Source organism: Paenibacillus litoralis (genome assembly GCF_046244365.1).
Lineage (GTDB): Bacteria > Bacillota > Bacilli > Paenibacillales > NBRC-103111 > Paenibacillus_V.
The window spans coordinates 5,446,683-5,472,787 of sequence record NZ_CP176395.1 but is presented as its reverse complement, the minus strand read 5'-3'; the positions used below and the strand labels follow the sequence as shown (position 1 = coordinate 5,472,787).

Below are 26,105 nucleotides of genomic sequence, written 5' to 3'. Positions count from 1 at the left end.
CGGCATGTCTATAGACATGCTCATTTTGCAATCCGCATGAGTAGTCTTCCTTACCCGCAGGGTAAATATGACGGGGGGCGCTAATCGATTACACGCGGAGCCAGACCATGCATGATGAAATCGACACATAGCGCAGCTTCTCTTTCGTCGTCCCATTCCCGTTCGGGCAGCAGCATAAAGCGGGTAAGAATATACCCGAAAAGTACGGAAACGGACAGACGCACGGCGGACTCGGCAGGAATCGGTAGAATGGCGCCGCGATCTTGGAAGTGCTCGATGACGCTGCGGAATCGTTCCATGACGCGGGCGCCGACATTCTCGATAAAATGCTTCTTAAGGTCGGGGTGAAACGGAATTTCCTGAAGCATAACCTTAAGCGCGGGCAAATGCTTACGGGCAAATTCCATCCGGTTCAGAAGCACGGCTCGCAGAAAATCTTCGTAACGCTCATAAGGCAGATCGAAAACTTTCCCGAAATCGCGCATGACGAACGGGACGACTAGCTTGGACATCATCGGCGCGACGATAGAGAGCAGCAAATCTTTTTTGGTCTTGTAATGGCGAAAAATGGTTCCCTCGGCGACGCCCGCCTTTTGTGCGATTTCGCTTGTAGACGTAGCGGCATAGCCTTTCTCGGCAAAAATTTCGACGGCAGCCTGCACGATGCGGAACTGTTTTTCCGTCATTTTTACGCGATCGTCTTCCAAGCTTATTAATTCCGCAAGCCATGAATCGAGGGGATCGTTCATTGGGCACCTCATACTATGTCGTGGAATTCGAAAAGCCGGATATTCGGCAAAGCGATCGTTTCCACCATACACCATTATTCCAACCTTGCGCAATGCAGAGTCGTGAACCGGAATCAGGAACGATGGACAATCGGAAGCAAAATCGTGACCTTGGTTCCTTGGCCGAATTCGCTCTCGATGCGGATGTCGCCTTTGTACAAATCGATCATTTTTTTGGCGATCGGCAGACCGAGACCGGAACCGCCTTTTTCGCGGTTTCGCGATTTGTCCGCCCTGTAGAACCGTTCGAACAAATAGGGAAGGTCGGACGGTTTGATTCCGATGCCGGTGTCCGTTACGACGATTTCCGCATAGGTGCCTTGTCTAGACGCTCGGACGGTAACGGAGCCGTCATCCGGCGTGTATTTCATGGCATTCGAGATGATGTTGAGCAGCACCTGCTGCAGCTCTGCCTGAGGCATGGCAACCAACGTATCGTCCGGCGGGTATTGCAAGTCGAGTTTGACTCGCGCGTTCAAAAAGACCGCCTGGCTGCCTATCGTTTCCAAAGCTTCACCCAGCTTTGCCGGCTCGCTAACGTCGCCGTCCGCTGCAGGCACGGCGCTCTCAAGCGCAATGGTTTGCAGAAGCTGATCGGTGAGCAGCCGGAGGCGTTCCGTTTCGCCGAGCATATAGTCTAGAGATTCGTCCAGCACTTCGGGTTTATGCTTGCCCCAACGGCGTAGCAAATTGGCATGCCCTTCGATAATGGATAGTGGCGTGCGCAGCTCATGAGACGCGTCGGCGATAAATTGCTTTTGCTTCTCGAAACCGGCTTCGAGACGCTCAAGCAGGCCGTTCAGCGTAATGGCCATCTCGCGCAGCTCGTCCTTCGAGGGAGGAAGTTCGATGCGTTCGTGCAAATTTTCCACATCTAGCCTTTTGACCTTCCAGGTAATCGCGCCGATCGGACGTATCGTTACTTTGGCGGTCAAGTAGGAAGCGAAGGCGGCGATGAAAATACCGCCAAGCGAGCCGATAAGCAGCAAATTACGGATGAAGCTGATCAGCTTATCGACGCTGTCGGCATTTTCGTACAATTCAAACGTCAGCATCTGCTCGCCGAACAATTGGCCCGGAATCGTCTTGCGGGCGAGGACGATGTGAGCGCCAGCAACTTTATAATCGAATTTGCCGAACGTCAGAGGCTCGTCGCCCGTTTGCGCCAATTCCGGCGCCAGCCATTCCTTAGGAAAGTTGACGCCTTTCTCGAAAATGACCCGGCCCGCTTTATCGATAATGCGGATATATTGATTGCGTTCGAGATCGCTTTGCCAGGTCTGGATCGTCAGCTTAGGATTTTTACGGATATCGTCGATCAGCTGATCGATGCGTACGACGAGCAAATCCTCCTGATAGGCGATCGCCATTTTGTTGAAGGTGACGAAGACGAAGGAATGGGTGAGCACTAAGATAACTAAGATAATGCTGGTAATGATCAGACTCGTTTTCCATTTGAAAGACACCGTATTATCCGCTCCCCCGCAATACATAGCCGACGCCGCGAACCGTATGGATCAGTTTTGTCTCAAAGGAGTCGTCGATTTTGGCCCGTAAATAACGGATGTATACATCGACGACATTCGTTTCTCCGGCGAAGGAGAAGCCCCAGACGTGCTGGAGCAAGCTTTCGCGCGTCTGAACGATGCCTTTGTTCTCCAGCAAATATTTAAGCAAATCATATTCCCGGACGGAGAGATCGATTTGCTTGCTTTCCCTCTCCACGCGGTGCGCTTCAGGATCCAGAACAAGATCCTGAAGCTTGTACGTCGCGCTGTTCTTGTCGGCCAAACGCCGCTGCAGGGCGCGAATTCTTGCGATCAGCTCCTCGATGGCGAACGGTTTGACGACATAATCGTCGGCTCCTGCATCAAGCCCGTTCACCCGTTCGCTGATCGTTCCGCGTGCGGTGAGCATGAGTACCGGCACCTGTTTGCTCCGGCGCAGCTCCTGACAAACCGCGATGCCCTCCATACCGGGGAGCATCCAATCGATTAGGATCATGTCGAATTCGTGCGCCAGCGCAAGTTCAAGTCCTCCGGGACCGTCATGCGCGAGCGTGACATGGTAGCCCTCGTGCTCCAGTTCCAGCTGCAAAAATCTCGCCAGCGGCTTTTCGTCTTCTATAATCAAGATGCGGTACATGGATCGGTAATCTTCCTTTCCTTAGAAGAATGGCTTTCCGGCGGTCAGGAACAAAAGAAGCTGTCCGTGAAGGACAGCCTGTTAGCTAGGTTTTGGATTGCGAGGAAGCTGATGCAAGAGCATCAAACAGAAGGGGAACCTTCCAGTTCCGCTTTAATTTTGTTCAGCAGCTGAGGCTTGCTAAGACCGTACGTTTCGGCAATGTCCGTAAGCGTCCGACCTGCTTGCAAATCGCTCGAGAGGGCTTCCGGAGTCGTGCCGATTAAGGCAGCCATCTTATCCGGATCGAAAGCCCGCAGCGGATGATCGGCCGTAGCGGCTGCAGGTTCAGCATGCTGGCGCTCCAGCAGCGAACCGCCTTTCTGGCGTAGCATGAAGTCGATATGACGAACCATTCGCGTCTTGATCGCGTCCGCCGTTTCCGCATTCAGCCGCCCGTTATCGACAGCCTGATCGATGTTGCCGGTACGAAGCTTCAGCAGCTTGGAGGCAAGATCCTTCACGGAGAAACCCTGCTCAGCGGCTATATCGGCTATAGTCATGTTTTGTGCAAGCTTCTGCTTCAATTGGTCGGTATCCAGCTCGAGCAGCGCCGCCGTTTCACTGACAATCGGCAGCCGGGTCGAGCGGGCTCGCTGCTGGGCATTTTCTCTCATCTTGAACATCCGCTGCATGGCGATGCCGGCATCCGAGCGGATGGACGATTTTCCTTCGGCGGACGCTCGTTTTGGCGGTGCTCCTAGGCAGGTGCTTAATAAAAGCGTAAGCGCAAGCGCGCTGATCATGACATGTTTGGTTGAAATGGCGTGCATCGGATACCCTCCTCGTACAGGCGGCGCATTCATTTTCGAAATATTCTCGTACGGCTCACAAGCCCAGTATACATGACCAAGCTGAAAGCCAGATTAATAGAACATAAAAATAAATGCCGGGCTGCGCGCCTGATTCGTTATTCTTACCCGTTAATACGCTTAGGCACCGATAAAGTTTCGTATGTCAGTTTAACGATAACCGGTAAAGCGGCATCAGCGTTTCGAACGTTTCCTTGGCAAGTCCGATAAAGGCGCTGCCGTCTTTTAAGACCGGATCGTCCGCCAAAAGATGGCGTCCGACCAACAGCTCGACCTTCTGGACGTCCCGAAATCGCTCGAGCGCTTTGCGGAGCTCCGCTTTAGACAGGTCGCCGGCTTTGAGGGCGTCCTTTTTCATGTGATCGAAAGAAATCGCGTAGCCGCTCGGGATCGTTTGCCTGACGGTATCGATGTTCTTTATGAAATCGGCGGCGATCTTCTTCTTCTCGGGCAGTTCATAAATAAGAGCAAACCATAAGAAGACGTGATCGTCGAACAGTCCGATCTGAAAATGCGGATGTTGCTTATAGCCCCGCTTACTGCCGGCAAACGCCATCCAAGTATCTTTGGGCGGATTTATTTTACGGCGCAAATGCTTGGCGATGTGAACGAACATTTCGCTGCCGGCCGCCATTGCGACGTCGTCGCAGAGCGAATCGCCCAGTTCTATGAATTTCGGCTGGATGCGCGTGCGAATCGCGTCCATACGGGCCTCGAGCCCTTCGATATGAAAAGCGGCAAAATCGGAATCGGCAAAGCCTGTAAAAGCCATCTGGGTGTCGTCCTTTCAAGGTTGGTTTTTTAAGTAGAAAATGGCGATTTGCGTACGGTCGCGAAGACCGAGCTTGCTTAAGATTTCCGTTATGTAATTTTTGACGGTGCCTTCGCTCAAAAAAAGCTCTCCGGCAATTTCTTTGTTCGACTTGCCTTCCGCGATTTGAAGCACGACCTGCATCTCGGCGGGCGTAAGACCGAAGGAGTCCCAATTGGCGGAGGACTGCTTGGCGGAGCCCGTACCGGAAGGCTGGATCATCGTGGCGAGTTTCCTTGCGATATTCGGATGGATGAGCAAATTGCCCTGATGCACCGTGCGTATGCCGTCAATAATCCGGTCGGGCGCGATATTTTTGAGCAGATAGCCGTTCGCTCCGTACTGAAGGGCTTGTACGATATACTCGTCGTCGTCAAACGTGGTCAAAATAAGAATGGCGATATCGGGCTTCAACTGCTTGATTCGCCGGGTCCCCTCGACGCCGTCGCATTCCGGCATCCGTATGTCCATCAGCACGACGTTCACTTCTTCGTGCCGCTCGACGAAACGGAAAGCTTCGTCCCCGTTCGTGCACGTTCCGACGACCGTGATGGATGCGTCAAGGTCTAGAATGAGCTTCAAACTTTCGCGTATAAACGGATCGTCGTCGACGATCAGCAAATGAATCACTAAAGGATACCTCCCTGATAAAGGCTTTACCGCTGCTCGACAATGGGAATGACCGTGGTTGCGGTGAATCGATCGCCCAGCTGCAGTTTAAGCTCTCCGCCCAGCAGCCTTGCCCGTTCCTCCATGCCGCTGATGCCGAGCCCGATGTCGCCGATCGACTTGGGGACCGAACCGTTATTCGCAACGGTCATCGCGATTTGCTTGGGGTCGAAACGGACGTGTATGTCGACCTCCGTTGCGCCGCCGTGCCGGATGGCGTTCGTAATGGCTTCCTGGGCATTGCGGTATAACGTAACCTCGCAGCTCGGGTAGAGCGGAAACGGCATGCCTTCGTAAGAATAACGGACACGGATCCCGCTGTCCTGGCCCAGGTCGTCAATCAGCTTGTCGAGCGAATAATTGCGGCTGTCCGCTTCGGCGGGCTTCATATTGCGCACCGTAGCCCGCAGCGTTTCCATGCTGTCGGTCAACTGATCGCGCACGAGATGAATCATCTGCATCGCTTTGTCCGGCTGCGTAGGGAATATTTGGATGCCGGCTTCCATCATCATTTTCAGACGAATCAGTTTGTGGCCGAGGTCGTCGTGCAGATCTCGCGAAATCCGGTTCCGTTCTTCGATCTGGGCGCTGTTCTCCACCTTCTGCGCGTATTCGATAATCCGTTTGCGCGCTTCCTCCAGCTCGTAATGCTTGCGCCTAAGCTCGTCGTACAAGTGCTGCAGTTCGCCGCGATGCGCCGTCATGTGCCTAAGGTGGAGGAGCAGGAAGGCGAACGCTCCGTAAAGCGTATTGGCAAACAGATAAGCGAGCGGCTCGCCGCCGGTTATCGAAGCGTTCATGCCGAGCCAAAGAACAATCATGGCAGCCGTTCGCCCCGTACGGTTGTTCCATTGCGAGACCGGAAAGAGAAGCGATCCGAACAGCAAAAACAGCACGCCTCCGTAAGCGTGGCTCAGCCAGAAGCACATGACCGCTTCCGGCATTAGCAGAAGCCTTGCCAAGCGCTCGTTAACCAGCTTCTCGCGGATGCGCATCAGCAGCAAACAGGAGAGCAAGCCGATCGTAAAGGGAGCATAGGCCGAAATCGGCGAAAGGATCAAGGTGGCGATAAACGAAAACAAAACGAGCAAATAGCGAATCCAAGCGAGCGTAACTATCACGTCGTCGTCAGTCCTTTTCGGAAGCGGTGCTATGCAGGCCGTATATGCTGTTCGTCTCATACTCGTGCTCCGAAACTGCTTGGTACGGAACGTATAAGACGGCAAAACCGCCGATCTTCATCTTGCATCATGGCCGTTCAACGATTATAGCATAGTTTCGCCTGTTCCGGATCAGACCCGAAAATGACTTTCGTCACCTTTCGGTCATGACTTTTTCTTATCGTAGGAAAGGACGGCTATCGTGTACAATAGAAGGCAACGAACCGGATAGAACGGAGAGAACAGGTTATGGCATTTGTTCAAATCAAGCATGCGGTGAAACGGTATGAAGGGAATTTGTCCGTCGACCATTTGAGCCTATCCATCGAACAAGGGGAAATATTCGGTCTGCTCGGACCGAACGGAGCAGGCAAGAGCACGACGATCGGCATGATTTGCGGCTTGTTGCCCATCGATCAGGGCGAAATCCTCGTAGACGGAATATCCGTCGCCAAATATCCGCTGGAAGCAAAAAGAAGAATCGGCCTCGTTCCGCAAGAGCTGGCACTATTCGAGCCGCTGAGCGCGCGCGAGAACGTCGCTTTTTTTGCCCGGCTATACGGACTGCGGGGAAGGCTGCTCGAGGAGCGGATTGCGGAGGCGCTCGCCTTCGTCGGGCTGAGCGAGCACGGACGGGATCGGCCCGAATCGTTCTCGGGCGGCATGAAGCGGCGTTTGAACATCGCTTGCGCAATCGCTCATCGTCCGAAGCTGATTATTATGGACGAACCGACGGTCGGCATCGACCCGCAATCGCGCAACCACATTTTGGAATCGGTTCGAACGTTGAATCAAATGGGCTCTACCGTCATTTATTCCACCCATTACATGGAGGAAGTAGAGGCCATCGGTACGCGCGTCGGCATTCTCGATCAGGGACGGTTGATCGCCTGCGGGAACAAGAGCGAGCTGATCAAGCTGGTCAGCGAAGAAGAGAAGATCGCGATCCAGGTCGTTTCGAACGTGCAGACGGCAGCGGTCGAAGAGCTCAAACGGCATCCGTATATCGATTCCGTAAGGGTTGACGGCCAGTTGATCGAGATCGGCACGAAGTCAGGCAAAGCGGCGCTTCAGGATATTTTATTCGTATTTGCGAAGCATGAAATGGCCATTCAAGCGCTGACGCGGGCGGAGCCCGATTTGGAGAGCTTATTCCTGTCGCTGACCGGGCGCAAATTGCGGGATTAAGGCATCGGACGACCGATTGAGCGGGGAACGCTTAGTCCGGCCGAACGGAGAAATAGCGCCAACGAACGCTCCGTGCGGGGATGCCGTAAACCTTGGAGGAGAAACGATGCAAGCTTTCGTGATCGCTTATTATGAAATGATGCACAGCTTCCGGCTTCGCCACTATTTGTTGATTATGTTTTTGATGCCGATGCTGCTGATTATGATATTGGGGAATGCGTTGTCAGACGCATTTGCCCAAGCGGACAAGGCGCCAAAAGCCGTTAAAACCGTTGTGCTTGACGAACGAAATGACGGGAAGCCGCTGCCTTTTGCGAATGGAGGCGGGCCGGGTACGGCTATCGAGCAAATTCCGGTCCAGTCGCGGGAAGAGCTGATGGAAGCGCTGAAAAGCGGGGCGGACAGCGTCGGTCTCGTGATCCGGCAGAACGGTTCCGCTTCGTCGGAAGAGGCATGGGAGGTCATTTACGGCCGCAGCATGGATGCGAATGTCGCAGTGGAAGCGTTAATTCGCGGGCTTGCCGCACAAACAAGCGTAAGCGAGCTTGCGAAGGAAGAAGGTACAGGGGGGCAGACGGAGCGAAGCGGGAATGCCGGACAGGCAAGCGCAATTGAAAACGTCAAGCTGGAGAAGAATCATGCCTACTCTGCGCTCGAGTATTATTCCGCGTCGTTTCTGATCATGATGAATCTGTATATCGGCATGTCCACGGCAATCGGCATGGTCAAAAGCCGTAAATCCCGGATTCTTGCCAGGCTCGTTTCCATGCCGATCCCGAACAACCGGATCGTACTCGGATTTTTCATCGGAAACGGGATGATCGCCGTTCTGATCACGATATTCCTGATCCTTGCGACAAGTCTCGTATACGGCGTCGATTGGGGCGGCAGGCCGTTCAGTCTGGCCCTTATCTGCTTGTTAACGATTATGAGCGCGGTCAGCTTAGGCGTTATTGTCGGGATATTGGCACAAAAGACGACGCTGGTCATCGCGTTTTTTCAATCGCTCATCGTCGTTATGATGTTCATCAGCGGAGGATACAGCCCGATCATGGGGGAGCTTGGCGAAAAGATCGGCCCATGGACGTTTAACTATTGGGCGTTCCGGCCCATTCTCCATATGATGACGGGCGGCGAATGGCCGCTCTTCGCCAAGCATTTGGGCGTACTCGGCGCGATAACCGGTGCGCTAGCGCTGGTTTGCTTCGCGGTATACCGAAAGGTGGGATTTCGATGAACAGCTTGTTCATAGCCTTAAATATGCTGAAACGGACGATAGGGATCAAGCGGACTTGGCTTTTTTCCTTGGTGCTGCCGCTGCTTGTCATGTCGGGCGGCATTCTTTTTACGGGAAGCTTCGAGAATAAGGTGATCGTCAGCGTTCTGAATGCGGACACGGGCGGGCTGGGGCAGCGGTTGCTGGACGAATTGAACGATCAGCCGGAATATGCATTTAAAGCGGAGAAGGATCTCGATTCGCTTGAAACGAAGGTGAGCAGCGGGGAAAGCGCAGCCGGAATCGTTCTGAAGGAAGGATTTACCAAGTCGCTGCTGGACGGGGAAAGCGGAAATATAGCCTTTTACTCGGTGAACGAAATGGGGTTTACGGAGGGGCTGAAATTCAAAGCCGAGCAAGTTGCGGAAAGATTGGGAAGCGCAGTAACCGCCGCTAAGGAGAACATTTCCGAAGGGGGGGATCCGGACGTGCTGGCGAAAGCGGATGAGCTTCTGCGCGCCTCGTCGCCGGCCGGACGCATTGCCGTGACGAATATCGGACTTGCGCCGACTTTCCGATTGGAGATGGCGACCGGATTTCTGGTCATGTTTCTGATGATGATGAATAACGGTCCCGTGATGATTATGATGGAGGACCGGAGAAATAAAACGTTCCAAAGGATTTCCGCCGCTCCCTTGCGCATACGGGAGATTGTCGCCGGTCAATTTATCGGAAGCTTTGTATTTGGAACGATTTTGATCGTTTCGCTGCTGGCCGTCTTGTTAGCTATGCCGGGCTTTTCATTCGAAATCGGGTTCGGGAAGCTGCTGCTCGTGCTCGAATGTTTTTTGCTCGCTTCCATCGGTTTTTCAGGTGTGCTTGCCGGAGCTTTTGGCGATACTGGAGCTATAAGGGGATTGAATGCGCTGACGATCATCCCGACCTGCATGCTCGGCGGCTGCTTTTGGCCGGTGTCGTTCATGCCGGAATGGATGCAGAAGCTGGCTAACCTCGTCCCGCAGAAATGGGCTATCGAAGCCATCAGGCAGCTTTCCATGGGGGCGGAACTGAAGGACGTGTCGATGCATCTGGCGATTCTCGTTTTGTTCGGGGCCGTCTTGCTGGCATTCGGTTCGTATGTCGCGAACTCGCCGCAGTCGCAAACCTGCTGATGGACTGGCAGACTTATTGGGGAGGGGACGGGCATGTATCGTTCATTCTAAAAAAAATGAGGAAGTCCTTCCCCTATAAATAGTCAATAATCCAAGTTGCTAAAACATATAAATCATAATAAGATAATGAGTAAGAAGTTAAGTTGTCTGAACATTCAGTCAAAGGGGTTGGAGTGTCGAGCTAGACGTAAGGAGGGGATGGCCGTGAGCAAAAGCCATGAAGTGGAATATTGCAACTTGGAGTTACGGTTCGATCGTCGGCTTATCCGTCAATTCATCAAATCGCTCATACAAGAAGGCTTTTCGCTCTATTGGAATGAAAGCGAGCAGCATTTTATCATTTCCGTGCGGACCGGTCGCAAGCTGGTTAAGCTTCGGTTTCAACGGATCGGAGACCGCTATAAAATCGTCGGAAACTATTCGTTCCGAGATGAGAAGCTGGCGGAATTGATGGAAAAAATGATTAATGACACGCGGGGTCATGCCGTCGTCAAACGTTTCCGCGACAGGCAAATCGTCATCGAGAATATCATGTTCGGAGAGATTACCAGGCTGGTCGAAATATCAGGAGTCGAACACAAAATCATATTCCAGAGGGAACCGGTGGTGACCACAGAGGAAATGATCCAGGCGATGAAATCGAAGCGAATCGAAGAGCGTATTCCTGTGCTGCGCTTGGAGCTGGACTACGAACTCGCCTCATTATACGATGCGATTCAGAACGGCGACCGGGAACAAATCGAGAGCAGCAAAAAAAAGCTAAGCGAGCTCCGTCAGGAAATGCTCACTATGGAGGTATAGGGCTTAAGATGAAGATGGGGATAGCTTAAGAGCTCCTTCGCAGCCAAGCGAACGGGGCTCTTTTGCGTATTTGCGGCGGTTTCCGGGGCAGTCGAAGAGAGAAAAAACGGATGCCCATCATGCTTTGTAACCGATTTCGTATTGAGTTTTACATCGCGCTTCAACGTGTCGCTTTTTGTTGTTTAACGTGTGCAGGATATGGTATTATGGTTGGCAGAGGTGGCTTTATGAACGTAACGATCAAAGATATCGCCAAACAAGCCGGCGTATCGCATACGACCGTTTCCCGGGCGCTGAATGACAGTCCGCTGATCAACCCGGAGACGAAGGAACGTATTAAAGAAATCGCAGACAGGATGAATTACACGCCGAATTTCAGCGCCAAAAGCTTGGTTCTCGACCGTTCGTATAATCTTGGGCTGTTTTTCTCGACTCTGGACCGGGGGACGTCGCCGAGCTTTTTCTATGATGCGGTCAGGGGCGTTAACAATGTGATCAAGGATCAGTATAACCTGATCGTGCGCGGGATAGACGATTACGAGCGGTTTGACCGGATTACCAAAAAAAGGTTCGACGGCATCATCATTATGAGTCAGAGCGAACGAGACGATGCGTTCATCGCTTATCTGCTCGAGAAGCATATTCCTCATGTCGTGCTGAACCGGCATATCGAGAACGCGCCCGTTATGAATATTTGCTCCGACGATCAGCAGGGCGCTTACCGGCTGGTCGAGCATCTGATCGGTCAAGGCCATAAGCGGATCGCGATCATCGAGGGGAAAGAAGGGTTTAAATCGACGCAGCAGCGGATGGAAGGCTGTTTGCGGGCTTTGCGCAAGCACGGCGTCGAGCTTCACCCGGAACTTAAAGCGCAGGGAAGCTACGACCTGGAGAGCGGCTATTCGGCTATGAAGAAGCTGCTTACGAACCGGGAGCTGCCGACGGCGGTATTCTGCTTCAACGACGATATGGCGGTCGGGGCGATGAAAGCGATCGCGGAGCGCGGGTTGAGCGTGCCTCATGATATTTCGATCGTCGGTTTCGACGACAACATGTTCTCGGGTTTCGTATCTCCCGCGCTGACGACGGTCAAACGGCCGATCGAGCAAATTAGCCGCAAAGGTGCGGAAACGCTGCTTGAAATGATCGAGAAAAAGGGAACACTGAAGCTGGAAACGATCTATTTGCATACGGAGCTCGTTCTGCGCGAATCGGTAGGCCAGGCGGGAAAGTAACCGCTCCGGTTGCGTTGCGGGCTTCCCGACAAGAGGAACAGAAGGGGGATTACCATGAGCATTCTACGCAAGCTGCTTGAAGATATTCCGGTGCCGCAAATGGTCCGGATCCGCCAGAAATTCGACGACACCGTGATTGAGGATCCGGTTGCGGCGCTGCAGGCCGAGCTGCGGAAGCCGGGCGCGATCGATACGCTGAAGCCCGGACAACAGGTTGCCGTCGCCGTCGGCAGCCGCGGAGTCGCTAATATCGCGGCTTTGACGAAGGCGCTGATCGATGCGATCAAGGAAGCCGGCGCGCATCCGTTCATCGTGCCGTGTATGGGCAGTCACGGCGGCGCAACTGCAGAAGGACAATCGGAAGTGCTGCATCACCTCGGCGTCAGCGAAGAGTCGATGGGGGCGCCGATCCGTTCTTCGATGGACGTCGTTCAAATCGACCAGCTGCCGAACGGTCTACCGGTATATGTCGACCGGATCGCTTCGGAAGCGGACGCGATCGTCGTCATCAACCGGGTTAAGCCTCACACCGCGTTCCGCGGGCGAATCGAGAGCGGCATCATGAAAATGATCGCGATCGGCCTCGGCAAGCAAAAGGGCGCGGAAGCCTGCCATCAGCTAGGCTTCAAGTATATGGCGGAGAACGTGCCGGCTATGGCTAAGCTGATGCTGGAGAAGCTGCCGATCAAGTTCGGCGTCGCCCTTGTGGAGAATGCTTACGACGAGACGTGCCGCGTCGAGGTGCTTGCCGCAGACGCTATCGAAGAGCGGGAGCCCGCACTTCTTGAAGAAGCGAAGGCGCGGCTGCCGAAAATTTTGTTCGAACAAATCGACGTGCTTGTCATCGACTATATCGGCAAAAACATCAGCGGCGACGGCATGGACCCGAACATCACGGGCCGCTACCCGACGCCGTACGCGCACGGCGGTCCGGACGTGTCCAAAATGGTCGTACTCGACTTGACGCCGGAAACGAAGGGCAATGCAAACGGCGTCGGCACGGCCGATTTTACCACGCAGCGGCTTGTCGATCAGACGAACCTGGACGCGACGTATGCGAACGGGCTGACCTCGACGGTATGCGCGCCTACGAAAATCGCCACGACGCTGGAGAATCAGCTTTATGCGATCAAAGCGGCCGTAAAGACATGCAACATTCTGGATTACACGACTTGCAAACTGGTTCGTATCCAGGACACGCTGCATCTCGGCGAGATCGAGATTTCGGTCAATCTGCTTGAAGAAGCGCGCCGTCATCCGGACATTGAAATCTTAACGGAGCCTTACGACTTGATATTCGACAGCGAGGGGAACTTGTTTTGAGCAGCAGCGCCTCATCCAAACCTTATATCATCGCCGCCGATATCGGCACGACGAGCACGAAGACGCTCGTTATCGATCGCGGGGGGCGCGTTCTCGCCTCGCATTCGATCGAATATCCCCTTCACACGCCGAAGCCCGACATTGCGGAGCAAAACCCGCTTGAACTGTTTCAAGCGGTCGTCCGCGGCATTGGCGAAGTGATCGGCAAAGCGGGCATCTCCGCCGAGGAGGTGCTCTGCGTTTCCTTCAGCTCGGCCATGCACAGCATGATTGCCGTTGACCGCAACGGGGAGCCTCTCACGGCCTGCATCACTTGGGCGGATAACCGCAGCGTCGCTTATGCGGACAAGCTGCGCGCAGAGCCTGACGGCCACCGCATTTATTTGGCGACAGGCACGCCGATTCATCCGATGTCTCCGCTTACCAAGCTGATGTGGATGCGCGATCACGCGCCGGATATATTCGGGAAAGCGCATAAGTTTATCGGGATCAAGGAATTTGTATTTGCAAAGCTGTTCGGCCGCTATGTGATCGATTATTCGCTGGCGAGCGCAACGGGATTGTTCAATCTTGCCGATCTGGCTTGGGACGAGTTCGCGCTTGCAACGGCCGGGATATCGGCAGACAGGCTGTCGGAACCGGTACCTGCAACGTTCAAGCTAGAAGGCATGAATCCGCAATTTGCGGCGGAAATGGGACTGGGTGCGGGGACGCCGTTCGTCGTAGGCGCATCGGACGGCGTGCTAGCGAACCTCGGGGTCGGAGCTTTTGAAGAAGGCGTTTATGCCGTGACGATCGGAACGAGCGGCGCGGTGCGCGGCATCGTCAACAAGCCGCTGACCGACCCGAAGGGCCGGCTTTTCTGCTACTCGCTGCATGAGGATTTATGGGTCGTCGGAGGACCGATCAACAACGGAGGCATCATGCTCCGCTGGGTCCGCGACGAGCTTGCTACGCTTGAGGCCGAGGAGGGACGCAAACGCGGCATGGATCCGTACGATTATTTGACGGAGCTCGCGGCGGAGGTTCCGGCCGGCTCGGACGGCTTGCTGTTCTTGCCGCTGCTCGCGGGGGAGCGCGCACCGCATTGGAATGCGAACGCACGCGGGGTTTTCTTCGGACTTTCGCTGTATCACCAGAAGAAGCATATGATCCGCGCCGTCCTGGAGGGCGTCATTTTCCGGATCCATTCCGTGGTGACGGCGCTGGAGGAGCTTGGAGGACCGACGAAGGAAATACGCGCATCCGGAGGCTTCGCCCGTTCGCCGTTCTGGCGGCAAATGATGGCCGACGTGCTCGGCACGGACGTGACGGTTCCGGACTCGATCGAAAGCTCCGGGCTGGGCGCGGCGCAGATCGGACTTTTGGCCATGGGAGAGGCGGTCGATTTCTCCGGTATCCACGAATGGGTGCGTTCTTCGCACCGTCATCGGGCGAATTCGGCGAACTATGCGACATATCGGGAATTGACACCGATTTATTCGCGCGTGTATCATCAGTTAAAGCACGAGTTCGATGCGATCGCCGCATTTCAGTCCAATCTCCACAAAGTGAAGTGAGAATATCCCCACAAAGTGAAGCGAAGCTTTGCAGCTTATTACTGTTACTTTGCGGGTAGCTTGAATTCATCATACCTTTTTCAGGAGGTCTACGTCATGAATTTGTTTGATCTGACAGGCAAAACGGCGGTCATCATCGGAGGCAACAGCACACTCGGCGGAACGATGGCGGTTGCGCTCGGAGGACATGGCGCCGATGTGGCGATCGTCGGTCGAAATCAGGAAAAGTGCATCGAGGTGTGCAAACGAATCGAAGCGGCCGGCGGCAAGGCGAAAAGCTTCTCCGCGGACGCGACAAACGAAGAGGATTTGAAGAGAGTGCTGGAGGAAGTGCTGGCTTGGACAGGCCGCGTCGACGTACTCATGAACTGCCCGGGCAAAAACAGTCCGACGCCGTTCTTCGAGCTCTCGATGGAGGAATGGGATTCGATCATGGAGGTTAACCTGAAGGGCGTTGTACTGGCTTGCCAGGTTTTCGGGAAACATATGGTCGACAAAGGAGAAGGCGGAAGCATCATCAACATTTCGTCCGTTTCCTCGGATCCTCCGCTTTCGCGCGTCTTTACATACTCCGCTTCCAAAGCAGCCGTAAACAACGTGACGATGTTCCTTGCGCGAGAATTTGCGCCTGCGCGGGTTCGCGTAAACGCGATTATTCCGGGCTTCTTCCCGGCCGAGCAGAACCGCAAAATTTTGTCTCCGGACCGCGTAGAGTCCATTATGCGCCATACGCCGATGAACCGGTTTGGGGAAGCGGACGAGCTGCAGGGCGCTGCCGTATTCCTAGCCTCGGATAAGGCATCCAGCTTCGTGACCGGCGCGCTAATTCGCGTCGACGGCGGCTTCGGTTCGATGACGATTTAACATTACAGGATAGGAAGGACTGTTCCACCAATGGCTAAAGGACAAATTGGGGTCGTCGGCCTCGCGGTCATGGGCAAAAACCTTGCCCTCAACATCGAAAGCAGAGGATTTGCCGTTTCCGTGTTCAACCGTTCGAGCGAAAAGACGAATGAGATTTTGCAGGAAAATCCGGGTAAAAACCTGATCGGCACCTTCAGCGTGGAAGAATTCGTCAATTCTCTCGAAGTGCCACGCAAAATTTTGATCATGGTCAAAGCGGGCGACGCGACGGACGCGACGATCGACTCGCTCGTTCCATTTTTGAGCGAAGGCGATATTCTGATCGACGGCGGCAACGCCTTCTTCCCCGACACGCAGCGCCGCAGCAAGGAGCTTGAAGCCAAAGGCTTCCGCTTTATCGGCACGGGCGTATCCGGTGGCGAGGAGGGCGCGCTTAAAGGACCGTCTATCATGCCGGGCGGACAAGAAAGCGCGTATAAGCTGGTTGAGCCGATTCTAACCGCGATTTCCGCGAAGGTTGGCGGGGATCCGTGCTGTACGTATATCGGACCGGGCGGCGCCGGACACTATGTCAAAATGGTGCATAACGGAATCGAGTACGGCGATATGCAGCTGATTTGCGAAGCGTACCAATTGTTGAAAGACGTTCTCGGCGTTTCGACGACCGAGCTGCACGAGATTTTTGCCGAGTGGAACAAAGGCGAATTGGACAGCTATCTGATCGAGATCACCACGGACATTTTCTCCAAGTACGATCCGGAAACGGGCAAGCCGATGGTCGACGTCATTCTCGATGCGGCCGGCCAAAAGGGAACGGGCAAATGGACGAGCCAAAGCGCGCTGGATCTTGGCGTTCCGCTCTCCATCATTACGGAATCGGTATTCGCGCGGTTCATTTCCGCTATTAAAGAAGAGCGTACGGCTGCAAGCAAAGTGCTGAACGGACCTGCGGCGAAGCCTTTCGAAGGCGACCGTGCGCAGTTTATCGAAGCGGTGCGTCAAGCGCTGTATGCGAGCAAAATTTGCTCCTATGCGCAAGGCTTCGCTCAAATGCGGGCAGCTTCGGAGGAGTACAATTGGGATCTGAAATACGGCAGCATCGCGATGATTTTCCGCGGCGGCTGCATCATTCGCGCGCGCTTCCTGCAAAACATCAAGGATGCCTACGACCGCGATCCCGGTCTCAAAAACCTGCTGCTCGACGAGTATTTCCAAGGCGTCGTAGACAAGTATCAGGATTCGTGGCGTCAAGTGGTTGCAGCAGCCGTAAGCAACGGTATTCCGGTGCCTTGCTTCTCTTCGGCTCTGGCCTACTACGACAGCTACCGCACCGAGCGTTTGCCGGCGAACTTGCTGCAGGCTCAGCGCGACTACTTCGGCGCGCACACGTTCCAGCGCGTCGATAAAGAAGGCTCGTTCCACCATAACTGGATGGCGTAAATAATTCCCCATAAAGTGAAGATAAGCTTTGTAGCGTATTCCGAGTACTTTACGGGGAGCCCCGAAACGTTCCCCATAAAGTGACGGTAAGCTCTGTAGCGTATTCCGAATCCTTTAAGGGGGACCCGAAACCGGGCAATCCAAAACAAAGAAGGCAAGCTCCTAGTTCAAGGATGCTTGCCTTCTTTGTTTAGTCCGTATGCAGCCTCCGCCATCCATGCCTTCAGCCGGTCGATCTCGTGGTCGCCCGACGGACGGCGATGGATAAGCAGCATGGCCACTTCCGTAAACGCGTGAAAATTTTTCAGCAGGCGTGCCTGGGAAAGCTCCATAAGCTGCGGATCTTCCTCGGCTACTTTTTTCTTGATATAGTCCAGCACCCAAATGACATCGTCTTTGCAAAGCGGATGGCTGGGTTGGATGATTTGCGCGAGCTTGTTGTGCAGCGGATTCATCGATGCGGCAGTTGGCTGCATAACGGTTCTCTCCTTTGCGGTACAAGGTATAAGTGCTTAGACAAGCGCCTTACTATCATCCTTACTGAAAAGTTTTCGTTTTATTCGCGTTTTTCGCTAATTTATTGCGGACCATGTATTCGTTACTAGCTTATTGCGTCGCAGGCTGGTTCTCGATGCTGTTTTTGCGTTTGCCGATCAGCAGGATGCCGACAACGACTGCGGCGACGATTACCCACTTCCCGAAAGAAATGGATTCGACAAAAGGCTTCAGGAACGGTTCGTCCAAGATCATTTTAGACGCTGTGAAGGCAAGGACTCCGGAGCCGGCATAAATGATCCAAGTAAAGCGGGTGACCAGTTTGACGAAGAGCGTGCTTCCCCAAACGACGATCGGCATACTGATAAGAAGACCGATAATGACGAGTGCAAAGCTGTCTTTGGCAGCGCCGGCTACGGCGAGCACGTTGTCCATACCCATGGCCGCATCGGCGATGATAATCGTCCGGATCGCAGCGCCGAAGCTCGGCTTCGCTTCGAGCTCATGATCTTTCTTGTCAACCAGCAGCTTGTAGGCGATCCACAACAGCAGGAAGCCGCCGATAAGCAAGAGGCCGGGAATTTTCAACAGCCAAGCGACTGCAAGCGTTGCTACAACCCGAATGATAATGGCGCCTAAGGTTCCCCACAAGATTACCTTTTTCTGCTGCTGGGCCGGTACGTTTCTTGCCGCCATCCCGATCACGATCGCGTTATCGCCGGCAAGCACCAAGTCGATTAGCACAATACTTAATAGGGCCACCCAAAATTCCGCTGAAAACCATTCCAATTCAACCACTCCTCGATAATAATGTGATGTTAGTATCAACAAAAAGACCTCCACCGAAACCGGTGAAGGTCTTTAATAAATAGCAAAGCTTCACCGATCTGGCAAAGGTCTTGCTAACAACGTTTACGTTGCCAATAATGCCGGGGATTGCGGTGAGCGATCCCGAACTGACGACATTACTGAAACAGCTACTCCCCTTTGGAGGTATTCAGTTAAGGTGATTATAAGCGATGCTCGTCAGGTTCGTCAAGCGGCTTGTGTTAATTGGCATGCGTGCCAAAGCAGCAGTTTCCTTTTGACATCTCCTGTTTGCCCGCGCATAATGAAGAATGTTAAAGTATTGTAAGAGCGTGGATAATCGATTTCACAAACATAAATTACCAGTTTCAACGCACGGAAGGAAGGCGATTTGCATGTCATTGCTACAAAAATCGAAAGTGCTAAGTAAGAAGCCTTTCATATTATTTTCGCTTATTCTGCTTCTGAAAAGCTATTTGGCATGGTTGGTCGTATTCGATAACAAAATATCGATCATGCCGCTGTTAACGGAAATTCCGTTCGCTTGGCTGTTGTTCTGTCTGATCGAATGGTTTGCGTCCAAACGGAAGCTAACCTACTATTTATCGGTTAATTTACTGCTTACGGCCGTATTTTTTGCAGTCATTATGTACTATAAATATTACGGGGTCATTGTAACGTATCATGCGCTGCAGCAGGTCAATCAAGTAACCGCCGTGAGCAACAGCGTCTTTTCGCTCATGGATCCTTACTTCCTGTTCATTTTTATCGATATTCTCGTATTCGGCTATGTCCTTATGCGAAAGAAGAAAGCGGCGACCTGGAAGACTACTTTTTCCACGAAAACGCAAAGAAGAGGCTGGGTTACGGCCATGTTCGTCGTTTCCCTTGTCCTGTGCCTAATGAATGTGCTGCCTAACCGGGCCAGTATGAACGAAATCGTAAAGGCCGGGGAAATGGGCATTTTGAATTACGAAGCCTATACGATTTTTGCTAACAAAAAACAAGAATTGGTAGATTCGAAGGAAATTACCCAAGAGGCGGTACAGCAGCTGAAAGGGACGCAGAATCCGGCCGATCCTTCATATTGGAAAGCCGCAGCGGGGAAAAATATTATCGTCATCCAGCTGGAATCGTTTCAAAATTTTCTAATCGGCTTGAAAATCGACGGGCAAGAAATTACGCCCAATATGAACAGGCTTGCGCAAGAAAACTTTTACTTCCCGAATTTCTATCAGCAGGTGGGGCAGGGCAATACGTCGGACGCCGAATTTGTCGTCAATACGTCCTTCTATATTCCGCCGATCGGAGCGGCTACGCAAACGTATGCGGACAAATCGCTGCTGAGCTTGCCTAAGCTGATGAAGCAAAACGGGTATACGTCGGCTACCTTCCACACGAATGTAGTGGAATTCTGGAACCGGGGAGAGCTGTATTCGGCGCTGGGCTTCGATCATTATTACGATCAGTCGTTCTTCGGTCAAGAGGATAGCGTGTTTTTCGGTCCATCCGATGAAATGCTGTATGCCAAAACGGCCGACGAGCTGGAGAAAATGAGCAAGTCCGGCCAGCCGTTCTACACGCAAATCATTTCGATGAGCGCGCATCACCCTTTTACGATACCGGACAAAAAATATCACATGACGCTTCCGAAGCGTTATGAAGGGACGTTCGTAGGCGACTATATCCGCTCGCAAAACTATGCCGATTATGCGCTCGGACAATTTATCGACAGCTTGAAGCAAAAAGGCATTTGGGACAATAGCTTGATCGTGTTGTACGGGGATCATCTCGGACTGCCGATTTATTCGCTCGACCGGAACGACAAGGCGCTTATGGAGGAGATATACGGCCGGGAGTACGGATATTCGGATATGATCAATATTCCGCTTATCATCTCTTCGCCGGGCGTTACGCACCAAGCCAAATTCGACCAAATCGGCGGTCAGGTGGACATTTTGCCGACGATTGCGAATTTGACCGGCGTGTCGATGAGCGAACAGCTGCATTTCGGGCAGGATTTGCTGAATCAGACATATAACCTGCTGCCGCAGCGGTATTATTTGCCGACGGGATCGTTTATGAGCGATAAGGCGCTCTTCCTGCCGGGCCGCGGTTTTGAAGACGGAACGAACTATCCGGTCGCCGGAAACGGCGGCAGCGGACAAGGCGCAACGGAAGAAGAGTATCAGCGCGCTTTGCAGCTGCTTCATCTGTCGGACAGCTATATTCAGCAACTTCCCGCCAAAAAATGATCGAGAAAGACGCCGCTCTTGAAGATGAGCTTTCGCTTATCGGAGAAGCGGCTTTTTTTAGCGGATGACCAGTATTCGATGCAGAAGGATGTCCCGAAAGCGTTCCGCTGTGCTATTATAGAAGTCGGTTTCATGAGCGAAGAAATATATGCAAGCAGGTGATCCTATGAAATGGCCGAATATCGTGTTGGTGGGATTTATGGGAACGGGGAAATCGACGGTCGGACAAGAACTCGAGAAGGCGCTCGGCTGGACGCTGATCGACGTCGATCAAGCGATTGTCGATCGGGAAGGGATGAGTATCCCGGACATTTTCGCCCAGCGGGGAGAAGCGGAGTTTCGTGCCGTGGAGAGCGAGGTGCTCGCTGCGATCATGTCCCGCCCGGGACAAATCGTGGCTACCGGCGGGGGCGCGGTACTCGCGGAGCGAAACCGCGAAATCATGAAGGAGAACGGCTTGGTCATAGCGCTTAACGCGACTGTGGAAACGATCATTACGCGAGTAAGCGGCGACACGAATCGCCCGCTCTTGCAAGGAAATCCGGCGGAATTCGTCCCCGTCCTGCTGGAGAAGCGCAAGCACGCCTACGATTTTGCCGATGTGAAGATCGATACGGATACGCTTACGGCGGAGCAAATCGCCCAGCGCATTATTAGCGAGAAGGAAACGTATACGCGCTAAGAGAGCGTCCAAGCTCCCGATGGTCAGGTAATGAAAACCGGCAGAAGCCCTGGGGGCTTTCTGCCGGTTTTTGGTGAATTCGTGCTGAAATTGCGGTTATTCCCAGTCGAGCATGCCGCCCGTCATGTTTTTTAAGCCGGCGAAACCTTGCTGCTGCAAAAAGTCGCACGCTTTGCCGCTGCGGTTGCCGCTGCGGCAAATCATGATGATTTCGCCCGATTGCGGGATTTCGCCGTGACGAAGCGGCAATTGGCCGAGCGGGATGTGTTTGGCGCCTGGAATCATACCGGCTGCGACTTCTTCGTCCTCACGGACGTCGATCATCGTTAACGCTTCGCCTTTCTCCAGTCTAGCTTTCAATTCAGTAGGCGTAATGGTGCCGATCGGGTGCATGGATAATACCTCCGTTAAGTTAGTTCTCCATTGTTGGCAGGACGTCTCTATCGTAAAATTGCGGAAGTCAATTGTCAAACGGATAGTCGTCTTTACAAACGGGGGGACCGAGGGTATGATTATAATTATAAAACCAATGTTTTACTTGGCGAAACCAGGGAACTATGTTGCAGGCAGGTGAACGTCGTGACTGAAGGAACGGGCAAACAAGACCGTTATGCCATTCAATCCGTAGATAAAGCGCTCGATGTAATCGAACTTCTGGCCGAGCTGGAGTCGGCAAGCTTGATCGAGCTGGCGGAGAAGCTGAACCAGCCGAAGTCATCCTTGTACCGAATCATTTTAACGCTCGAGAATAGGGGATTTATCGCCAGAAGCGATCAAGACGGAAAGTATTGTCTAGGCTTCAAGCAGCTTGTCATAACCAAAAACTTGCTGGAAAAAAACTCGCTTCGCGCTGCGGCTCTGCCGGAGATGAACCGGTTGGTCGACAGGTTCGGGGATACGGTAAACCTTGGCGTATTGTCGGACGACAGCGCGTTATACGTGGAAATTATCGAGGGTACCCATGCGCTCCGAATGACCGACCGGGTAGGATCCAAAGCGCCTCTTAATGCAACTGCGATCGGCAAGACGCTGCTTGCTTATATGAACGCGGACAAGCGGGACCGTTTGCTCGAAACGATGGCTTACCCCGTCTACACCGGGCGAACGGCTGTGTCGAAGGAAAGCCTGCTGGCAAAACTGCAGGAGGTCGCGGCAAAGGGGTATGCCCTGGACAATGAAGAAATCGTAGAAGGAGCACGCTGCATTGCGGCCCCGATATTCGACATGTTCGGCGGGATAGCGGGCGCGCTCAGCATTTCCGGTGCGCTGAACCGGTTTACGGACGACAAGCTCGCCGATATTGCGGCGGAAGTGAAGCAAGCGGCGGCTAATGCGTCAAGAAAGCTGGGCCATGAGATGCGACGGGTCTGATTGGGTTGCAAAAAAGCAATCGACGTACGATTTTGTACGAATCGATTGCTTTTTTTGATTTATCAAAAAGGATATCGTGGAAGTAGCTCTAAATCTCGGTAAACGCGCTTGTCCCTAAAAGGACGGCGAATCCATTTATCCTTGTGCGCACTCGGAGTTGTCCAAGCAGCAGGGGAAGCGGATTGTTTTGAAGATGCAGACCTCATTTGCGGGTGAATGAATCGTCTAATTTCGGTCTTTACAAAATTCGGGCATAGGCGTATCATAAAAATAAAACTATAGTTTTATTCAGTGAAACCACTTCGGAAATCCGAAGGGGAGAGAGACCTGAGAAATGAGGAGAGAGACGAACATGACTGAGCCATTGTACAGCGAATTAGACACGCCTGCCGTTCTCGTCGATCTGGACGTGCTCGACCGCAATTTGCGCAGAACGGCCGACCTTGCCAAAGCTGCAGGCGTGAAGCTGCGGCCGCACGTCAAGACGCATAAGAGCACTTGGATCGCGCGGGAGCAGATGAAATACGGCGCTTGCGGCATTACGGCCGCAAAGCTGGGGGAAGCGGAAGTCATGGCGGATGCCGGCATTACGGACATTCTCCTTGCTTATCCGGTCATCGGCAGGCACAAGCTCGAAAGACTGCGTGCCCTGCTTGCGAAAGCGCGCGTGGCGGTAAGCGTCGACAGCGTGGAGGCCGCCCGCGGGCTGTCCGAGCTCGGCGAATCGATGGGTGCCCCGATCCGGCTCTATCTTGACGTTAACACGGGCTTGAATCGCTGCGGCCGCGAGCCCGGCGAAGCGACCGTAGAGCTTGCCAAAGAAATCGCTGCATTGCCTGGCGTGCGAATCACAGGACTAATGACGCATCCGGGTCACGTCTACGGAAAAACGACGACGGATGACGTTCGCAAGGTCGCCAAGCATGAGGCGGAAAGCTTGGTCTTGACGAAGAAACTGCTGGAGAAGGAAGGAATCGTCATCGACGAGGTTAGCGTCGGGTCGACGCCGACTTCGAAGTTTATCGGCGAGCAGAGCGAAGCGACCGAAATGCGCCCGGGGGCATATGTGTTCGGCGACGTTTCGCAGCTAGTAACCAAAAGCATCGGCGAAGAGGATTGCGCGATGCACGTATTGGTTACCGTCGTCAGTACGCCGCGCGAAGGAACGATTATCGTCGACGGCGGTTCGAAAACCTTTTCGAGCGACGTCAATCCCCATCGTCCCGGATATGGCACGCTTCGCGGCAATGACAGCGTCTACATCGAGAGAGTCAGCGAAGAGCACGGCATCGTACGCGTCCCGGAAGGCGTTACATTCACCGTTGGGGACCGCCTTGAATTTTTGATCAACCACTGCTGCGGCACGACGAATTTGCATCAGACGCTGGTCGGCGTTCGCAACGGCAAAGCGGAATGCGAAATCAGCGTCGACGCCCGCGGCAAAGTGAAATAAACCTTTTCATAAAGCCTCACTGTTTAAAACAACTAAAAACGAACCTATTGGAGGAATCTACCATGTCTATCGAAATCAAAGCACCGCAAGCTCCGCAATTCCCGCTGCCGTTCTCGCACGCTCTTCGCGCAGGCGATTTCGTGTACGTTTCCGGTCAAGTCGGCGTCGATCCCGTCACCCGTGAGGTTGTCGGCGATACGGTGGAAGCGCAAACCGAACAATGCGTCCGGAATATCGAAACGATCCTGCAGGCTGCCGGTTTAACGCTTGACCATGTCGTAAAAGTGAACGCTCATTTGAACTCGATCGATCATTTTCCTAAATATAACGAGGCATATCCCAAACTGTTCAACGCTCCGTATCCGACAAGGACTTCCGTCGTAAGCGGTATCGGTTCGTACTTGATCGAAATCGACGTTATCGCCTATGCGCCGACAAAACGCGGAGAAGGCGCGTAAGCTCAATAAGCGATTACGGTGCCGGAGGGAATGGATGATGGAGCAGCGCTCGAAATTGATCAAAGAGTGGGTTGAAAGGCATCGGGACGAAGCGGTGGATTTGGCGCGCAAGCTGGTTCAAATCTACAGCGTCAATTTGCCGCCGAACGGCAGCGAAGCGGAGCATCAGCAATTCGTTGCGGACTGGATGAAAGAAGCCGGAGCGGAAATCGACAAGTACGAGCTTTCGGAGGTGCCGGGGTTAACCGAGCATCCCGCTTATATGAAAGGCCGGCATTATGAAGGAAGACCGAACGTGCTCGGTACGTTCCAAGGGTCGGGCGGGGGGAAATCGCTTATCTTCTCGAGTCATGCGGATACGGTATTCGAGGGTACGGAAAAATGGACCCATCCGCCGTTCGAAGGCGTCATAGAAGACGGCAAGCTGTACGGGCGCGGCGCTTACGATATGAAGGGCGGCTTGGCGGCCTCGATGATGGCGGTCAAGTGCGTTCGCGAGCTAGGCTTGCCGATAGCGGGAAACGTCTTTGTGGAGAGCGTTATCGACGAGGAACACGGCGGCGCAAACGGCACTTTGGCGGGACGGCTGCGCGGGCCTGCGGCCGATATGGCGATCATACCCGAGCCGACTAACCTGGCCTTATACTCCGCCCATTTGGGCGGCGGGATCTGGAAGGCAACCTTCGAAGGACGGAGCGGCATCGCTTTCGCGGGAGAGGTGCTTATCAGCGCGCTCGATGCTTCCATCGCTTTTGCCCATATGCTCAAGGAATTCGACGCGTACCGCCGTCACACCATCAAAGCCCCCGCGCCATGGGATGCAAGCAGAATGCCGGAGGTGAGCGTTACCAAGATCATTTCCGGCGATACGCACCGCGAAATTATGGAGAAGCTGCCGGCATCCGGCGAGGTTCAGTTTTGGATCGACAGCTTTCCGGGGGTAACGGGCGAACAAGTTATGGAATCCTTCATGCAATTTTATGACGCTCATGTCTATAAATATCCGGATTTGCTCAAATGTCCGCCGAAAATTACGCCGCTCATTCGTTTCCTAAGCGCGAGCAGGATGGACGAAAGAGGACTCGGCGGCGCGTTTATTCGCACGGTTCAGGATGCGGGTGAAAGAATGACTGGGTCGCAAGGAGAGCCGATAGGAGCTCCTTTCGCCTGCGACGGATTCATGTTCAACCTGTACAGCCCGACGCCAGCCCTCGTGCTTGGGCCTGCCGGCGCGAATGCCCATGCGGCGGACGAGTATCTCGATTTGGACAGCTATGCGGCACTGATCGGCTGGTATGCCGAAATTATCGCCTCGTGGTGCGGAGCGCCTGACGAGGCATAGAGCGACTATCGGAGAGGAGA

Annotated in this window: 25 protein-coding genes; 15 read left to right on the top strand and 10 right to left on the bottom strand. The window is 53.6% G+C overall.

The genetic code is table 11. The annotated features are described in order from the left end of the window. Nucleotides 1-80: 80 nt before the first annotated feature. From ACKGJP_RS23170 to ACKGJP_RS23140, 7 genes are all read right to left on the bottom strand, one after another. Nucleotides 81-749 carry a TetR/AcrR family transcriptional regulator gene (locus ACKGJP_RS23170; RefSeq protein WP_409341165.1) on the bottom strand — a complete coding sequence of 223 codons (669 nt, stop codon included), beginning with the start codon at nt 747-749 and terminating at the stop codon, nt 81-83. A 113-nt stretch (nt 750-862) separates the two neighbouring features. Then, the gene (locus ACKGJP_RS23165; RefSeq protein WP_409341164.1) at nt 863-2,254 is read right to left on the bottom strand and encodes a sensor histidine kinase; all 1,392 of its coding nucleotides are present in this window, start codon (nt 2,252-2,254) and stop codon (nt 863-865) included. 4 nt (nt 2,255-2,258) lie between these two features. Beyond that, nucleotides 2,259-2,933, bottom strand: coding sequence for a response regulator transcription factor (locus ACKGJP_RS23160; RefSeq protein ID WP_409341163.1), 675 nt, complete (start codon nt 2,931-2,933; stop codon nt 2,259-2,261). Nucleotides 2,934-3,055: 122 nt separating this feature from the next. Further along, nucleotides 3,056-3,745, bottom strand: a complete 690-nt coding sequence (locus tag ACKGJP_RS23155; protein WP_409341162.1) for a hypothetical protein — start codon at nt 3,743-3,745, stop codon at nt 3,056-3,058. 184 nt (nt 3,746-3,929) lie between these two features. Then, nucleotides 3,930-4,556 carry a YktB family protein gene (locus tag ACKGJP_RS23150; protein ID WP_409341161.1) on the bottom strand — a complete coding sequence of 209 codons (627 nt, stop codon included), beginning with the start codon at nt 4,554-4,556 and terminating at the stop codon, nt 3,930-3,932. Between the two features lie 15 nt (nt 4,557-4,571). Beyond that, on the bottom strand, nt 4,572-5,225 hold the full coding sequence (locus ACKGJP_RS23145) for a response regulator (protein WP_409341160.1): 654 nt from the start codon (nt 5,223-5,225) through the stop codon (nt 4,572-4,574). 26 nt (nt 5,226-5,251) lie between these two features. Then, on the bottom strand, nt 5,252-6,445 hold the full coding sequence (locus ACKGJP_RS23140; protein WP_409341159.1) for a sensor histidine kinase: 1,194 nt from the start codon (nt 6,443-6,445) through the stop codon (nt 5,252-5,254). Nucleotides 6,446-6,673: 228 nt separating this feature from the next. On the opposite strand from ACKGJP_RS23140, the gene ACKGJP_RS23135 reads away from it, so the two are divergent. The 9 genes from ACKGJP_RS23135 (at nt 6,674) to gndA (ending at nt 17,222) form a co-directional block, all read left to right on the top strand. Next, on the top strand, nt 6,674-7,612 hold the full coding sequence (locus ACKGJP_RS23135) for an ABC transporter ATP-binding protein (protein ID WP_409341158.1): 939 nt from the start codon (nt 6,674-6,676) through the stop codon (nt 7,610-7,612). 106 nt (nt 7,613-7,718) lie between these two features. Continuing rightward, a complete protein-coding gene (locus ACKGJP_RS23130; protein ID WP_409341157.1) occupies nt 7,719-8,849 on the top strand; it encodes an ABC transporter permease in 1,131 nt (376 codons plus the stop codon). Beyond that, nucleotides 8,846-10,000, top strand: a complete 1,155-nt coding sequence (locus ACKGJP_RS23125) for an ABC transporter permease (RefSeq protein ID WP_409341156.1) — start codon at nt 8,846-8,848, stop codon at nt 9,998-10,000. Before ACKGJP_RS23130 ends, ACKGJP_RS23125 begins: the two co-directional genes overlap by 4 nt. Nucleotides 10,001-10,204: 204 nt before the next feature. After that, nucleotides 10,205-10,801, top strand: a complete 597-nt coding sequence (locus ACKGJP_RS23120) for a hypothetical protein (protein WP_409341155.1) — start codon at nt 10,205-10,207, stop codon at nt 10,799-10,801. Between the two features lie 227 nt (nt 10,802-11,028). After that, on the top strand, nt 11,029-12,036 hold the full coding sequence (locus ACKGJP_RS23115; RefSeq protein ID WP_409347235.1) for a LacI family DNA-binding transcriptional regulator: 1,008 nt from the start codon (nt 11,029-11,031) through the stop codon (nt 12,034-12,036). Nucleotides 12,037-12,090: 54 nt separating this feature from the next. Continuing rightward, entirely contained in the window at nt 12,091-13,359 is a 1,269-nt protein-coding gene (locus ACKGJP_RS23110; protein WP_409341154.1) for a lactate racemase domain-containing protein, read from the top strand. Next, nucleotides 13,356-14,918 carry a gluconokinase gene (gene gntK / locus ACKGJP_RS23105; protein WP_409341153.1) on the top strand — a complete coding sequence of 521 codons (1,563 nt, stop codon included), beginning with the start codon at nt 13,356-13,358 and terminating at the stop codon, nt 14,916-14,918. Before ACKGJP_RS23110 ends, gntK begins: the two co-directional genes overlap by 4 nt. A gap of 96 nt (nt 14,919-15,014) precedes the next feature. Continuing rightward, complete coding sequence (locus ACKGJP_RS23100) at nt 15,015-15,782, top strand: SDR family oxidoreductase (RefSeq protein WP_409341152.1); 768 nt, start codon at nt 15,015-15,017, stop codon at nt 15,780-15,782. Between the two features lie 30 nt (nt 15,783-15,812). Then, nucleotides 15,813-17,222, top strand: coding sequence for an NADP-dependent phosphogluconate dehydrogenase (gene gndA, locus ACKGJP_RS23095; RefSeq protein WP_409341151.1), 1,410 nt, complete (start codon nt 15,813-15,815; stop codon nt 17,220-17,222). Nucleotides 17,223-17,389: 167 nt separating this feature from the next. On the opposite strand, the gene ACKGJP_RS23090 is transcribed toward gndA, so the two are convergent. After that, nucleotides 17,390-17,698, bottom strand: coding sequence for a hypothetical protein (locus ACKGJP_RS23090; protein ID WP_409341150.1), 309 nt, complete (start codon nt 17,696-17,698; stop codon nt 17,390-17,392). Nucleotides 17,699-17,828: 130 nt separating this feature from the next. Continuing rightward, on the bottom strand, nt 17,829-18,506 hold the full coding sequence (locus tag ACKGJP_RS23085) for a TerC family protein (RefSeq protein ID WP_409341149.1): 678 nt from the start codon (nt 18,504-18,506) through the stop codon (nt 17,829-17,831). 413 nt (nt 18,507-18,919) lie between these two features. Here ACKGJP_RS23085 and ACKGJP_RS23080 point away from each other — a divergent pair, with 413 nt between their 5' ends. Further along, complete coding sequence (locus ACKGJP_RS23080; protein WP_409341148.1) at nt 18,920-20,779, top strand: LTA synthase family protein; 1,860 nt, start codon at nt 18,920-18,922, stop codon at nt 20,777-20,779. A gap of 166 nt (nt 20,780-20,945) precedes the next feature. Beyond that, nucleotides 20,946-21,461 carry a shikimate kinase gene (locus ACKGJP_RS23075; RefSeq protein ID WP_409341147.1) on the top strand — a complete coding sequence of 172 codons (516 nt, stop codon included), beginning with the start codon at nt 20,946-20,948 and terminating at the stop codon, nt 21,459-21,461. Between the two features lie 96 nt (nt 21,462-21,557). Here ACKGJP_RS23075 and ACKGJP_RS23070 read toward each other — a convergent pair whose 3' ends face one another. Then, a complete protein-coding gene (locus tag ACKGJP_RS23070) occupies nt 21,558-21,854 on the bottom strand; it encodes a rhodanese-like domain-containing protein (RefSeq protein WP_409341146.1) in 297 nt (98 codons plus the stop codon). A gap of 186 nt (nt 21,855-22,040) precedes the next feature. Here ACKGJP_RS23070 and ACKGJP_RS23065 point away from each other — a divergent pair, with 186 nt between their 5' ends. The 4 genes from ACKGJP_RS23065 to ACKGJP_RS23050 all read left to right on the top strand — a co-directional run bounded on the left by ACKGJP_RS23065 (nt 22,041) and on the right by ACKGJP_RS23050 (nt 26,085). Further along, on the top strand, nt 22,041-22,832 hold the full coding sequence (locus tag ACKGJP_RS23065; protein WP_409341145.1) for an IclR family transcriptional regulator: 792 nt from the start codon (nt 22,041-22,043) through the stop codon (nt 22,830-22,832). A gap of 352 nt (nt 22,833-23,184) precedes the next feature. Continuing rightward, nucleotides 23,185-24,285, top strand: a complete 1,101-nt coding sequence (locus ACKGJP_RS23060) for an alanine racemase (RefSeq protein ID WP_409341144.1) — start codon at nt 23,185-23,187, stop codon at nt 24,283-24,285. 62 nt (nt 24,286-24,347) lie between these two features. Next, nucleotides 24,348-24,743, top strand: coding sequence for a RidA family protein (locus tag ACKGJP_RS23055; RefSeq protein WP_409341143.1), 396 nt, complete (start codon nt 24,348-24,350; stop codon nt 24,741-24,743). Nucleotides 24,744-24,777: 34 nt separating this feature from the next. After that, nucleotides 24,778-26,085 (top strand): M20 family metallopeptidase, encoded by a 1,308-nt coding sequence (locus ACKGJP_RS23050; RefSeq protein ID WP_409341142.1) that lies wholly within the window; start codon nt 24,778-24,780, stop codon nt 26,083-26,085. The last annotated feature ends 20 nt before the right edge of the window (nt 26,086-26,105 follow it).